The sequence below is a fragment of the Sphaerisporangium melleum genome (assembly GCF_014646695.1).
Classification (GTDB): Bacteria; Actinomycetota; Actinomycetes; order Streptosporangiales; family Streptosporangiaceae; genus Sphaerisporangium; species Sphaerisporangium melleum.
Map to the genome: position 1 here is coordinate 17,041 of NZ_BMNT01000068.1, position 11,826 is coordinate 28,866.

12 protein-coding genes are annotated in these 11,826 nt (G+C 71.2%); 5 read left to right on the forward strand and 7 right to left on the reverse strand.

What is annotated here, in order from left to right:
* Positions 1 to 183: 183 nt before the first annotated feature.
* Both IEY93_RS35785 and IEY93_RS35790 read right to left on the reverse strand, forming a co-directional pair.
* Positions 184 to 558 (reverse strand): VOC family protein, encoded by a 375-nt coding sequence (locus IEY93_RS35785; protein WP_189167611.1) that lies wholly within the window; start codon positions 556 to 558, stop codon positions 184 to 186.
* A 188-nt stretch (positions 559 to 746) separates the two neighbouring features.
* A complete protein-coding gene (locus IEY93_RS35790) occupies positions 747 to 1,202 on the reverse strand; it encodes a MarR family winged helix-turn-helix transcriptional regulator (RefSeq protein WP_229691753.1) in 456 nt (151 codons plus the stop codon).
* A gap of 67 nt (positions 1,203 to 1,269) precedes the next feature.
* Between IEY93_RS35790 and IEY93_RS35795 the strand changes: the two genes are divergently transcribed.
* Together IEY93_RS35795 and IEY93_RS35800 are read left to right on the forward strand one after the other, a co-directional pair.
* On the forward strand, positions 1,270 to 2,028 hold the full coding sequence (locus IEY93_RS35795) for an SDR family NAD(P)-dependent oxidoreductase (RefSeq protein WP_189167613.1): 759 nt from the start codon (positions 1,270 to 1,272) through the stop codon (positions 2,026 to 2,028).
* 41 nt (positions 2,029 to 2,069) lie between these two features.
* A complete protein-coding gene (locus tag IEY93_RS35800; protein ID WP_189167614.1) occupies positions 2,070 to 2,630 on the forward strand; it encodes a thioredoxin family protein in 561 nt (186 codons plus the stop codon).
* Positions 2,631 to 2,650: 20 nt separating this feature from the next.
* Here the strand turns inward: IEY93_RS35800 and IEY93_RS35805 are convergent, their stop codons facing one another.
* Positions 2,651 to 2,980 (reverse strand): hypothetical protein, encoded by a 330-nt coding sequence (locus tag IEY93_RS35805; protein WP_189167615.1) that lies wholly within the window; start codon positions 2,978 to 2,980, stop codon positions 2,651 to 2,653.
* 142 nt (positions 2,981 to 3,122) lie between these two features.
* Between IEY93_RS35805 and IEY93_RS35810 the strand changes: the two genes are divergently transcribed.
* On the forward strand, positions 3,123 to 3,623 hold the full coding sequence (locus IEY93_RS35810) for a beta-class carbonic anhydrase (protein ID WP_189167616.1): 501 nt from the start codon (positions 3,123 to 3,125) through the stop codon (positions 3,621 to 3,623).
* A gap of 354 nt (positions 3,624 to 3,977) precedes the next feature.
* On the opposite strand, the gene IEY93_RS35815 is transcribed toward IEY93_RS35810, so the two are convergent.
* A complete protein-coding gene (locus IEY93_RS35815; RefSeq protein ID WP_189167617.1) occupies positions 3,978 to 6,050 on the reverse strand; it encodes a DNA gyrase/topoisomerase IV subunit B in 2,073 nt (690 codons plus the stop codon).
* A gap of 242 nt (positions 6,051 to 6,292) precedes the next feature.
* Between IEY93_RS35815 and IEY93_RS35820 the strand changes: the two genes are divergently transcribed.
* A complete protein-coding gene (locus IEY93_RS35820; RefSeq protein ID WP_189167618.1) occupies positions 6,293 to 6,514 on the forward strand; it encodes a DUF7455 domain-containing protein in 222 nt (73 codons plus the stop codon).
* Positions 6,515 to 6,693: 179 nt separating this feature from the next.
* On the opposite strand, the gene IEY93_RS35825 is transcribed toward IEY93_RS35820, so the two are convergent.
* On the reverse strand, positions 6,694 to 7,422 hold the full coding sequence (locus IEY93_RS35825; protein WP_189167619.1) for a GNAT family N-acetyltransferase: 729 nt from the start codon (positions 7,420 to 7,422) through the stop codon (positions 6,694 to 6,696).
* A gap of 456 nt (positions 7,423 to 7,878) precedes the next feature.
* Here IEY93_RS35825 and yaaA point away from each other — a divergent pair, with 456 nt between their 5' ends.
* Complete coding sequence (gene yaaA, locus IEY93_RS35830; protein ID WP_189167620.1) at positions 7,879 to 8,643, forward strand: peroxide stress protein YaaA; 765 nt, start codon at positions 7,879 to 7,881, stop codon at positions 8,641 to 8,643.
* Here yaaA and IEY93_RS35835 read toward each other — a convergent pair.
* Positions 8,630 to 9,604: a hypothetical protein gene (locus IEY93_RS35835; protein ID WP_189167621.1), complete on the reverse strand. Its 975-nt coding sequence runs from the start codon at positions 9,602 to 9,604 to the stop codon at positions 8,630 to 8,632. The genes yaaA and IEY93_RS35835 overlap by 14 nt on opposite strands.
* 163 nt (positions 9,605 to 9,767) lie before the next feature.
* Positions 9,768 to 11,468: an RNA polymerase sigma factor gene (locus tag IEY93_RS35840; RefSeq protein ID WP_189167622.1), complete on the reverse strand. Its 1,701-nt coding sequence runs from the start codon at positions 11,466 to 11,468 to the stop codon at positions 9,768 to 9,770.
* Between the last annotated feature and the right edge of the window lie 358 nt (positions 11,469 to 11,826).

Consider the following 11,826-nt stretch of genomic DNA (forward strand, 5'->3'; position numbering starts at 1 on the left):
AGCGGCCGGGACGCACCGCCGTGCCGCCCGTCGCGGCACGGCGCCCGGGCCGGAGAACCCGCCGGTGACGTTGAGGGCGCAACTCGCTGGTCGCCGCCGATCCAGCTGTTGCCCGCCCGGCAGCCGCCGGCTGAGGCATGCCTGCGGCGTGGCTGCAGGAGGCCGTACCGGGCGGCTGCCGGGTCAGCCGGCGTCGCAGAGGCAGAACGGGTGGCCGGCGGGGTCGAGGAAGACGGTGAAGTCTCCGTCGGGCTCGCCGGGCTGGTGCGGGTGCCTGGTCGCCCCGAGCGCGAGCACCTCGGGCTCGGCCTTGCCGCGGTCGTCCACCGTCAGGTCCAGGTGGAGCTGCTGGGGGTGCTCGGCGTCCGGCCAGCGGGGCGGCCGGTAGTCCTCGGCTCGCTGGAAGGCCAGCCTGACCGGCCCGCCGTCGCCGAGGCTCACCCACTCGTCGTCCTCGTAGCAGACCGCCAGGCCGGTGATGGACGAGTAGAACTCGGCCAGTGCCTTGGGGTCGGGACAGTCCAGCACGATGTTCCGCAAGCGGGCGATCCGCTCCATGGTCACTCCTCCAGTTCACCGATCATCGACACCGGTGATCACCTTGTATCGGTGTCGATCCCCGGCGCCCGATCGAACCTCCCCGGCCCTCAGCGCACGCCGTCCGCCCGTCTACCCATGACGGCACGCGCCGAACGCAGGCGACCGGGCCGCGAGCACGGCTGCCCGGGAACCGGAGGCGCCGGCGGTCACTCCTCGGCGAGAGCGGCCTCCCCGGCGATGCGGCGCAGCCGGTCGTTGGCGCGCTCAAGGGCGGAGATCGCGACCTCGCGCTCCCCCGCGGTCACCTCCCCCATCGCCTGCTCGGCGAGCTCCTCCCACGCGCGCTCGATGCGGGGCACCAGCGCGTGCCCGGCCTCGGTGACGACGATGCGTACCTGGCGGCGGTCCATCGCGACCGGCTCGCGCCGGAACCACCCGCCGCCCTCCAGCCGGGTGAGGCTGCGGGTGACGGTCGGCGGCTCGATGCCGAGGTTCTCGGCCAGCTCCGAGACCGTCATCCCCTCCGGCTCCTGGGCGAGGATCCACAGCAGCACGTCCTGACCCGGGTGCAACCCGAGCGCCGCGAGCTTGCGCGCCTTGGCGGCCCGGTAGAGCTTGCTCATCTTGTTCAGCGCCCGGTTGATGCGCATCGCCTCGCTCATGTTCACACCACCGATCCTACGAATGTATAGTCGGCTAATTACTAGTCGGCTAACTATTGGAGGGGTCATGGATCTCGGACTCGACGGCCGCGTCGCGCTTGTGACCGGAGCGTCCGGAGCCATCGGCGGGGCGATCGCCGAGGCGTTCGCGGCGGAGGGCGCCCGGGTCGCCGCCACCTGGCACAGCAACGAGGGGCCGGCACGCGCGCTGGCCGACACGATCGTCCAGAGTGGCGGGCAGGCGATGACCGTGCGCCTCGACCAGCGCGACCCGGCGACGGCGTCGGAGGCGGTGCGCGAGGTCCAGCGCCGGCTCGGCGACATCGCGGTCCTGGTCGCCAACGCGGTCGCCTGGCCGGCACGGGCCCCGGAGACCTGGGACAGCCTGGCCGACACGTTCACGGTGAACGCCCTCGGGACGCTCGCGGTCGTCGATGCCGTCCTCCCCGGCATGCGGAGCGCCGGATGGGGCCGCCTGGTGCTGATCTCCTCCGACGTGGTCGAGCAGCCGATGCCGTGGAACGTCGGATATCCGGCGGTCAAGGGCGCGCTGGAAACGGCGGCCAAGGTGCTCGCCACCCGGGAGGCCGAGCACGGCATCCTCACCAACGTCGTACGACCGGGATTCACCCTGACCGACCGCGCACTGAGCACGCCGGGCTTCGGCCGGCAGGCGGTCGACGCCGAGGCGGCCAAGACCCCCACCGGGCGCATCTGCCGGCCACAGGACGTCGCCTCCCTGGCCGCATATCTGGGCTCCGCGGCGAACGGGCACGTCAACGGCGAAATCGTCTCGGTGGCGGGCGGCCGGCACCTGATTCGCTGACGGCGCCGCGGCGTCCTGGGCGGGCTTGCGATAATCGGGGTATGGCCGTGTCCTCGTTCATGGTGCCGCTCGGCGCTCCCGCGCCGGAGTTCGACCTGCCGTCGGTCGACGGCGGCCGCCTGTCGCTCGCCGAGATCAAGCCCGCGCAGGCGACCCTGGTGATGTTCCTGTGCAACCACTGCCCGTACGTGCGACGCATCGAGGACGGCATCGGCAGGCTGGCCGCCGACTACCGCGAACGGGTCGAAACCGTCGCCATCTGCAGCAACGACGTCGCCGGCTACCCGGATGACGACCCCCGCCACCTGGCCGCGCAGGCCAGGCGCGCCGGTTTCGGCTTCCCGTACCTGATCGACGAGTCGCAGGAGGTCGCCAAGGCCTACCACGCGGCCTGCACGCCCGACTTCTTCCTCTACGACGCCGGGCGCCGGCTGGCCTACCGCGGCGAGTTCGACGACGCCAGGCCGTCCAACCAGGCACCGGTGACCGGGGCGGCACTGCGCCGGGCCATCGACGCGGTGCTCGCCGGCGAGCAGGTACCGGTCCCGCAGCACCCCAGCCTCGGCTGCGGCATCAAGTGGAAGCCGGGCAACGAGCCGTGACGGCAGGCGGAGACCCGCGGTCAGCAGGGCGCGGTGAGGCCGCCCGGCCGCCCGGCGGCGGTGATGGCGGCCAGCAGTTCCCACGGCTCGCCGTCGTGCCAGGAGTCGATGATCTTGGCGGATTCCTCGTCCGGCGCGAAGTCGCCGCACCCGTGCGGGCCGAAGCATCCGGCCTCCCGCAGCGCCTCGATCAGCGGGTCATCGCCGGGCAGCGCCTCGGCGTAGGCGGCGGCGTCCAGCAGGGCGAGCGCGCAACGCGCGTTCCAGCCGCCGTCCCGCGCCTGCACCCGGTCGAGCCGCCACCTGGCCCGGGCGCGTAGATAGCCGGCGAGCGAATCGGTCGTCCCCACCGCGAACCCTCTCCACGATCTTCCACTCAGAGTGGGACCATCATCACCCACAGTGATGAGTGATCGTGGGATCTTTACCTACCCTCTTCTCGGAAACCCCCCGGCCGTATTCATCAAACCGGCATCCGGGAATATTGGCTTCATGACGGAAGCCTTCGATGATCTGCTCGCCGCCAACGAGGTCTTCGCCCGATCCTTCCAGCACTCCGACCTGACCGGCCGGGCCAAGCGGGGCCTGGCCGTGGTCACCTGCATGGACTCCCGGATCGACCCTCTCAACCTCCTCGGCCTGTCCGCCGGAGACGCCAAGATCCTGCGCAACGCGGGAGCCCGGGTGACCGATGACGTGCTGCGCACGCTCATCCTCGCGGTGTACCTGCTCGGCGTGGACCGGGTTTTGGTGATGCCGCACACCGACTGCCGGATGGCCAAGTCGACCGACGAACAGGTGCACGAGTTGATCAGCCGCGAGTACGGCATCGACACTCGCAGCCTGGAGTTCCACACGGTGGCCGACCAGGACGCGGCGCTGCGGCGCGACATGATCCGCATTCGCACCTACCCGTACCTGCCCGACCGGCTCGCGGTCGGCGGCGCGGTGTACGACGTGCACACCGGCAAGCTGATGCCGGTGGAGCTGTGACCGGCGCGCCCCCGAGACGCGCCGGCTGACCGGGCGAGCCGGGCCGTACGACCTGTCCCGGCTCGCCTGGTGCCCACGAGCGCCCGACCAACGCCGCTTCGCCGGATCGACCCGGACGCCACCGGCTCCGGCCCGGTCCCTCCGCGGCCTCGCCCCCGACGCCTGGTCGGCACGAGGTGCAGGGGTGCCGAGGCCCGGCATACCGGCATGCCATAGGGGGCATCGGGCGAGGGCGCTCCGGAGATCATCGAAGCCGTCCGGCCGCACCGATCCGGCGGCGTACAGCCGGGGCACCTGCCGGCCCTGGCCCGCCCGGGTGCCCGGGGCGGGCGGGGCCACGCCGCGGGCGGCGGATCAGGCGTCGATGGCGTCGCGGTCGACCTCGGCGGCGCTGCTGACGATGAACTCGCGGCGCGGCGCGACGTCGCTGCCCATCAGCAGCGCGAAGATCTGCTCGGCCGCCTCGACGTCCTCGATGCGGACCCGGCGCAGGGTGCGGTGGCGTGGCTCCATGGTGGTCTCGGCGAGCTGGTCGGCATCCATCTCACCCAGGCCCTTGTAGCGCTGGATGGGGTCCTTCCAGCGCTTGCCCCGCCGCTCCAGGTCGCGCAGCGTCTTGTGCAGCTCGGCGTCGGAGTAGGTGTAGAGGTAACGGTCCTGGCCGCGGCCGGGGTTGGTGATCTCGATGCGGTGCAGCGGCGGCACGGCCGCGAAGACCCGCCCGGCCTCGACCATCGGCCGCATGTACCGGTGGAAGAGCGTCAGCAGCAGGCAGCGGATGTGCGCGCCGTCGACATCGGCGTCCGCCATCAAGATGACCTTGCCGTAGCGGGCGGCGTCGAGGTCGAAGCCCCGGCCCGAACCGGCGCCGATCACCTGGATGATCGCCGCGCACTCGGCGTTCTTCAGCATGTCGGCCACCGAGGCCTTCTGCACGTTCAGGATCTTGCCCCGGATGGGGAGCAGTGCCTGGAACTCCGAGTCGCGCGCCGCGCGGGCGGTGCCGAGCGCGGAGTCACCCTCGACGATGAACAGCTCGCTGCGGTCGACGTCGTCGCTGCGGCAGTCGACCAGCTTGGCGGGTAGCGCGGAGTTCTCCAGAGCGCTCTTGCGTCGCTGGTTGTCGCGGTGCTCACGGGCGGCGATGCGGGCCTTCGCCGCGGCGACGATCTTCTCAAGGACGGCCCTGAGCTGGAGCCGGTGCGCACGCTTGGTGCTGGCGAACAGCTCTTTCAGCTCGCGCGAGACCACATGGGCGACGATGCGGCTCGCCGCGGCCGTGCCGAGGACCTCCTTGGTCTGACCCTCGAACTGCGGCTCCGGCACCCGCACGGTGACGACGGCGGTGATGCCCTCGAGGATGTCCTCCTTGGTCACCGGGTCGTCGCCGCTCTTGAGCAGGCGGGTCTCTCTGAGCTGCTCGTTCACCGTGCGGACCAGGGCGCGCTCGAACCCGTTGAGGTGGGTGCCGCCCTTGGGGGTCGCGATCACGTTGACGAACGACCGCACGGTGGACTCATAACCCTTGCCCCAGCGCAGGGCGACGTCGACGGTCAGCTCACGCTCGACGTTGGTGGAGGTCATGTGGCCCTGCTCGTCGAGCACGGGCACGGTCTCATGGAAGTGGCCGTCGCCCTGCAGCCGCATGACGTCGCAGACGGCCTCGTCACGGGCCAGGAACTCGGTGAACTCGGAGATGCCGCCGTCGAAGCGGAACTCCTCCTCTGCGGGCTCCTCGCCGCGGCTGTCGCGGACGGCGATGGTCAGCCCCGGCACCAGGAAGGCGGTCTGGCGGGCGCGGACATGGATCTCGTCGAGCGAGACCTCGGCCTCGGGCAGGAAGATCTGCTGGTCGACCCACCAGCGCACGCGCGTGCCGGTGGCCTGGCGGCCGAGGGGGCCGCCGTCACGCAGGCCGGACTTCTTCTTGAACTTGGCGGCCGGCCCGTCGCCGTCGAACAGGCCCGGCACCCCGCGGCGGAAGCTGATCTCGTGGATCCGCCCGTCACGGTCGACCTCGACGTCCAGCCGGGCGGACAGGGCGTTCACCACGGAGGCGCCGACGCCGTGCAGGCCACCGGACGCGCCGTAGGAGCCGCCGCCGAACTTACCGCCGGCGTGGAGCTTGGTGTAGACGAGCTCGACCCCGGCCAGGCCGCTCTTGGGCTCGATGTCGACCGGGATGCCCCGGCCGTCGTCGCGGACCTCGATGGAGCCGTCACCGAACAGCTCGACCTCGATGCGCTTGCAGTAGCCGGCCAGAGCCTCGTCGACGGCGTTGTCCACGATCTCCCAGAGGCAGTGCATGAGACCGCGGCTGTCGGTGGACCCGATGTACATTCCGGGGCGCTTACGGACGGCCTCAAGGCCCTCCAGCACCGACAGGTGACGGGCCGTGTAGCCGGTCTCCGTGCTGACTGCGGTCACTCCCACTCCCACTGAGCATCGAACATGTGTGCGTAGCCTACCGTTTCCGGGATTCCGCTGCGCCTAGCGTGCCATCAACAAGGGCTTTCGCGTCAGTCCGAGGTCGATCCTCTTCCCGTAACGCCGCATTCCGCTCTCGGCGTATCCGTATCGCGATTGGGAACGTCCGCGTCGGGTTAGATGTTGTGCCAAGTGACTGACGCCAAATCCCCACGTCAGTGGGGTGACCCGAAAGGCGATACGTGACTGGAGCTCTCGCCCCCACCAAGCCGCTGACCGCCGTCGACCGTTGCGACCGTTGCGGCGCCCAGGCGTACATCCGCGCGTCCCTCCCCATGGGCGGGGAGCTACTGTTCTGCGCCCACCACGGGCGTCGGCACATCGCGGCTCTGCGCGACAAGGGCGCCGACATCCAGGACGAGTCGGCGCGCCTCAGCGAAACCCCTGCAACCACCGAGCGATGAGCTGCGGCCCGTCTCTCTGACCAACCGATAATCAAGCACAAACCCATACCGCGAACGCGGCGATGTCCGGGTTGCGCCCTCCAGGGCGCGCCTCGGGTCTCGCCGCGTCGGGTTGCCCCCCCGGGCGGTGCCCGGCCCCTGCCGGGCCGGTCCCCCCGGCGCGGCGACAGCGCCCAAGGTCATCTGACCCTGTAGTGATAGCGGCCCGCCAGGGTGAAGCCCTCGGCGTGGTACATCGCGATCGCCCGGGCGTTGCGTTCCAGCACGACCAGGTAGGCCCGGGTGGCTCCCTGGGCGCGGCCCCGCGCGAGCAGGGCCCGCAGCACGCTGCGCCCGAGCCCGCGACGCCGGGCATGGGGCAGTGTGGCCATGCAGTAGATCCCGAGCATCTCGCCTTGGAGCACCGAACGGCCCACGGCCACCGGCCGGCCGCCCTCCTCCACGGCGGCGTAGGCCGCGGGCACGCCCCGGACGATGCGCTCGGCGGCGGCCAGCCCGCGATCGAAGCGGCCGTCCACCTCCCACCAGGTGCCGAGCCAGCCGGGGCCGGGCTCTTCGGCGATCGTGACGGGGTGCGCCGCGCGCGGCACGGCCCCGTCGATGGGCGCGGCCATGTACCTCACCTCGTCGACCAGGCGGTACCCTCGCCGGTCCAGGTGGCCGTCCAGCGCCTCGGGCGCGCGCGGGCCGATGGAGAAGACGCAGGGCCGCCCGCGCTCGGCGTAGAACCTCTCAGCGGCGTCCACGGCCGTGTCCAGATCCTCCGGCTCGCCCCAGGGGAGCACGGAGTTGGCGCGATTGGTCACGCCCTCCGCGTAGCGGGCGATCCACCCGCCGATCATCTCCTGGTGTGGGGCCGGCCACGCCTGGTGGACAAGGGCCTCCAAATCCACACTTTCCCCGCTCATCAGCCCAGACTCTAACCGATCACCGGCGCCTGCCCGCCTGCCGCCACAGCGCCTCCCACCGGGGGATGCGGGAGCCGGCGGAAGAGCGCGGATGGGTGGGGTGTTCCTCCGGCTCTGCCCCCTACGTTCTCTCCGGCCCGCGATCCACGGACGGCGGGGTGGCCACGGATCGGCGGCGGGCACCCCCGATCGGGGGCCCCGAACCCGTCCCCCGGCCGCCCGGCCCCGCTCCCCCACTCCGGCGGGCCCGTCCACCCCGCCGCCCGGCTCCGCGCCCCCGGCTCTGGGCGCACGCCCCCCGGCCGGCGACCGGTCCCGCGTGGCCACCCCGCTTCGCCGGCCGTTCACCCCTGCCCGCGCCGGCACGGCCCCTGCTCGGCCGGCACGGCGGGCCGGCCCATCGGGTGGTGGCCCGGACACACCCCGGCTGACCTGCGGCGGCTAGGATCTGGGGCCGTGCTCATCCTGCTGCCGCCCTCCGAGGGCAAGGCCGCCCGCGGCAACGGCTCTCCGCTCGACCTCGGCACCCTGTCCTTTCCCGAGCTGACCTCGGCCCGCGAAAAGGTCATCGACGCGCTCGGCGCGCTGGCCGCCGGTCCCGAGGAGGAGGCCATGGCGGTGCTCGGCCTGTCCGCGGGCCAGGCGGGCGAGCTGGACAGAGATCGAAAGCTGCGCACCGCGCGCACACTGCCCGCGGGGCGGCTCTACACCGGCGTGCTGTACGACAACCTCGGCCTGGCCTCGCTGGACGCCGCGGCCCGGCGCCGTGCGCGTAGCAGGCTGGTGGTGTTCTCCGGGCTGTGGGGCGCGCTGCGGATCACCGACCGCGTCCCGCCCTACCGCCTGTCCATGGGGGTGCGCCTGCCGCCTGTGGGCGGCCTGGCGGCCTACTGGCGCCCGCACCTGCGCGAGGTGCTGGACGGCGGGCGAGGGCTGGTCGTCGACCTGCGCTCCTCGACCTACGTCCAGGCGTGGCAGCCCGGGCCGCGGGCGGTCACGGTGCGAGTGCTGCGCGAGTCCGCGGGCAGGCGCACGGTGGTCAGCCACATGGCCAAGGCCACCCGAGGCGCCGTCGCCCGCTCACTGCTGGTGTCCGGAGCCGACCCGCGTACGCCGCACGATCTCGCCGAACTGCTGACCGGCCTCGGTCATGTCGCCGAGCTCGGCGCCGCGCCCGCCGGGAGCGGCCCCTGGACACTGGACATCGTTATCCGTTCGTGATCACATTCAGCCGGGAGCACGCCCGGTGGAACTCCTTCGCCGGATCGCCCAGGTGCGACCAGGGAAGCTCACTGAACCTGCCTCCGGTGCGCGACAGATGGCCTCTGGCGGGCCTGCGCATGTCGGCGAGGTAGAAGGCCGCGCCGAACGCGTTGTGCGCCTCCACGACGCGTGGGTGCGGCCGGGCGCCCCGGCCGTCGAGCCAGCGGCCGGACGCCGCGCTGATCTCGCGCTGGACGTCGAAGGAGATCCAGGCACGTGAGCGCCCGGGGCGTTCCTGGGACATGTGCTCGAAATGGGCCAGCGGGATCAGCGCCCAGAGCGGGTCGCCGGGGGGCGCGGCCGCGCCGGCGGCGCGGGCGAAGTCGAACATCTCCTGGCTGGTGCCGCCCCAGCCCGGGGAAAGTGTGCTCAATCGGGCGACGTGCGCGGCGTACAGACCAGGATGGCGACGCCACGCCTCGGCCCATAAGGAGTCCTTCTCCTCCCTTGGCCGTTCGAGCGCGAGCGCGAGCCACAGCAGGCAGACCCACGGCACCGGATCGGCGGGCAGGAAACGCGCCGCCGCGGTGAGCGGCGCCCGCGCCGACTCCATCGCCTGCTGGAACACCCGCATGCGGTCGGCCTGTACGGCGCGCGCCCGGACGTCCGGCTTGATCAGCCACGCCTCCTCGATGCGCGCGCGGCCGAGCCATAACCACAGGTCGGGGTTCACCCGGTCGCGTTCGATCAGGGCCTCGATGCCACCCGTGAGCCCCGCGGCGGCCCTGGCCAGCGCCTCCACCCGCAGAGCGCGCGACTCGGGATCGGCCCGGGTCGCGACGAGCGCGGGAATGGCGGGTTCGAGGTACCCACGTCCCAGCGCGGCCACCGCATCGTCCAGCACGGCGTCCACCCAGGGACGGCTTGCGATCAGTCGTGGCCCCCGAGCACGAGCCCGATCCACTTCGATCACACCCATGGCGGGTGAGCCTAGAAGCCGTCAAGGCTTCCCCTACTACCAGCATGTTACGGATGTGTTAAGTGAGACGACCGCATCACGGGAGAAGGACGGCCGCAAAAGCCCGCCGAGCACGCATGCGAGACCCCCGCCGCCCTTGGCGAACGGGGGTCTCGCACCGGCATCAGTCCAGGTAGTCGCGCAGCACCTGGGAGCGCGACGGGTGGCGCAGCTTGGACATGGTCTTGGACTCGATCTGGCGGATCCGCTCGCGGGTCACCCCGTAGACCTTGCCGATCTCGTCCAGCGTCTTCGGCTGGCCGTCGGTGAGGCCGAACCGCATGGAGACCACGCCCGCCTCGCGCTCGGACAGGGTGTCGAGCACCGAGTGGAGCTGCTCCTGCAGCAGGGTGAAGCTGACGGCGTCCGCCGGGACGATGGCCTCGGAGTCCTCGATGAGGTCGCCGAACTCGCTGTCGCCCTCCTCACCGAGGGGGGTGTGCAGGGAGATCGGCTCGCGCCCGTACTTCTGGACCTCGACGACCTTCTCGGGCGTCATGTCCAGCTCGCGGGCGAGCTCCTCCGGAGTGGGCTCGCGGCCGAGGTCCTGCAGCATCTGCCGCTGGACCCGCGCCAGCTTGTTGATCACTTCGACCATGTGCACCGGGATGCGGATGGTGCGGGCCTGGTCGGCCATGGCGCGGGTGATCGCCTGGCGGATCCACCAGGTGGCGTAGGTGGAGAACTTGTAACCCTTGGTGTAGTCGAACTTCTCCACCGCGCGGATCAGACCGAGGTTGCCCTCCTGGATGAGGTCCAGGAAGAGCATGCCGCGGCCGGTGTAGCGCTTGGCCAGCGAGACCACCAGGCGGAGGTTGGCCTCCAGCAGGTGGTTCTTGGCGCGGCGGCCGTCCTCGGCGATCCACTCGAGCTCGGCGCGCACGTCGACGGGCAGGCGCTCACCGTCGTTGGCGAGCTGCTCCTCGGCGAACAGGCCGGCCTCGATGCGCTTGGCCAGCTCGACCTCCTGCTCGGCGTTGAGCAGGGGGACCTTGCCGATCTGCTTGAGGTAGTCCTTCACCGGGTCGGCGGTGGCACCCGCCGCGGCGACCTGCGCCACCGGCGCGTCGTCGTCGTCATCGGAGAGGATCAGCACCTCGTCGTCGCTCGTGACCTCGGCGACGACCTTGGTCTCCTCCTCGGTCTCGGCCTCGGCCTCGATCTCGGGCTCGGCCTCAGCATCGACATCGGTCTCGGCTTCGGCGTCCACCTCGACGTCGATGTCGAAGTCCTCGAGCTCGAGGTCGCCCTCGATGTCGAGATCCTCGTCGTCCTCGGACGCGGCCTTGGGCTTGGTTTCGATCTTTGGCGATGGCGACGCTGGCACGGCGACCTCCGGCTTGGCCTTCTTTGCGAGGGCTGCAGGGGTTGCGACCTTGGCGGGAGCGTCAGGGGCTGGGGCGGCCTTCTTCGCCGGCGCGGCCTTCCTGGCCGCGGGCTTCCTGGCGGCCGGCTTCTCACCGGTCGCCGCGGCCTCTCCCCCGGCACCGCTCACCACGGCCGTGACGGTATCGGGCTGCTCCTTGGCCGCCGCAGTGGCGGTCTTGGTCTTCTTGACGGGGGCGGCGGTGCGACGCTTGGCCGGGCCACGAGACCTCTTAGGCGCCGCCGAGTCCGCAGCGGTCACCACGACGGTCACACCCTCTTTGCTGAGGTTCCGCAGGAACACCGCGGCGTGCGACATCGGGATGTCCGCCTCCTCGAAGGCCTTGCGGACATCCTCAGACTCGAGGAAACCCTGCGAGCGCCCACGCTCGATGAGCCGCTGAATGACGGGCTCGTTCAGCTCAGACGGCTTCGAGCGAGTCGAACTTGCAGGCGACACGAACACCTCTCGAACGAACGCATGGTGAGAATGGACCCAGGTGCCCGCTAGGGGCTCTTGCTTTTTCCGGTGTGGCGGGCCGTGCGAACCGCGACATGCCTGCCCAGCATTGTGGCATGACCCCGCAGTCAGTACGGCCGCCTCACAGTGGTTGTCCTCCACCCTAGGCCGACCGGAACAGTAGTGCGTACGGAAGCGGGGCACCGATACCCGAAAGCAACCCTTATGACTGTTTCATTCAGTCACTCTTTGTGGTGGCCGGCACGTGGACGGCGAGCACTGTGACGTCATCGTCCTGCTCATACCCCGCCAGCATCCGATCCACCAGGAAGTCAAGCAACATATGGGGATTTCCTAG

What these genes read in the sequence shown, in the direction of transcription:
- IEY93_RS35810 (WP_189167616.1), top strand. Translation starts at nt 3,123, where the DNA reads ATGACGGAAGCCTTCGATGATCTGCTCGCCGCCAACGAGGTCTTCGCC.
- IEY93_RS35800 (WP_189167614.1), top strand. Translation starts at nt 2,070, where the DNA reads ATGGCCGTGTCCTCGTTCATGGTGCCGCTCGGCGCTCCCGCGCCGGAG.
- IEY93_RS35795 (WP_189167613.1), top strand. Translation starts at nt 1,270, where the DNA reads ATGGATCTCGGACTCGACGGCCGCGTCGCGCTTGTGACCGGAGCGTCC.
- IEY93_RS35835 (WP_189167621.1), bottom strand. Translation starts at nt 9,604, where the DNA reads ATGGGTGTGATCGAAGTGGATCGGGCTCGTGCTCGGGGGCCACGACTG.
- IEY93_RS35790 (WP_229691753.1), bottom strand. Translation starts at nt 1,202, where the DNA reads ATGAGCGAGGCGATGCGCATCAACCGGGCGCTGAACAAGATGAGCAAG.
- IEY93_RS35825 (WP_189167619.1), bottom strand. Translation starts at nt 7,422, where the DNA reads ATGAGCGGGGAAAGTGTGGATTTGGAGGCCCTTGTCCACCAGGCGTGG.
- IEY93_RS35785 (WP_189167611.1), bottom strand. Translation starts at nt 558, where the DNA reads ATGGAGCGGATCGCCCGCTTGCGGAACATCGTGCTGGACTGTCCCGAC.